Origin of the sequence: Marinimicrobium sp. UBA4209, from assembly GCF_002381585.1 — a bacterium.
GTDB classification, from domain to species: Bacteria; Pseudomonadota; Gammaproteobacteria; order Pseudomonadales; family Cellvibrionaceae; genus Marinimicrobium; species Marinimicrobium koreense.
This window is the reverse complement of sequence record NZ_DFTP01000079.1, coordinates 17782-18251: the sequence shown is the minus strand read 5'-3', so window position 1 is coordinate 18251 and position 470 is coordinate 17782. Positions and strand designations below refer to the sequence as shown.

General features: G+C 57.2%; 1 pseudogene. It reads left to right on the top strand.

Going from position 1 to position 470, the window contains the following annotated elements:
- Positions 1-188: 188 nt before the first annotated feature.
- A pseudogene (pgi, locus tag B3187_RS11895) lies at positions 189-470 on the top strand (glucose-6-phosphate isomerase); the annotation flags it as partial.

Sequence of the window (470 nt, the reverse complement as noted above, 5' to 3'; positions counted from 1 at the left end):
CGCTCAATCGGCACCTTTGACACCCGGCGCAGCGGCGGTGTCATCGCTAAATACCTACGCAGTCTTTCGCGTCGGTCAACCGAAGCGGCGGTTGGGCGGGCAGGCGACCTGATGCACCGGACGCCGCCAAAAAACCACAATTGCTTCCAACACAAGTGACCCGCTCTGCGGAAAAATGAGGTCGATACATGGCAAGTCCTACCCAGTTACCGAGTTGGCAATCCCTGGCACAGCATGCCGATACCCTGCGTCAGCGGGAGCTCAAATCTCTGTTTGCCGAGGATCAGTCCCGGTTCGACAACTTCTCTATTCGCGCTCCCCACATCCTGTTTGATTATTCCAAGAATCTGATCACCGAAGAGACCCGTAAGGGGCTGCTGACATTGGCGGAAGAGTCCAAGGTGGCGGATTGGCGCAATCGCATGTTCGGCGGTGAGCACATCAACCGGACCGAAGATCGTGCGGTCATG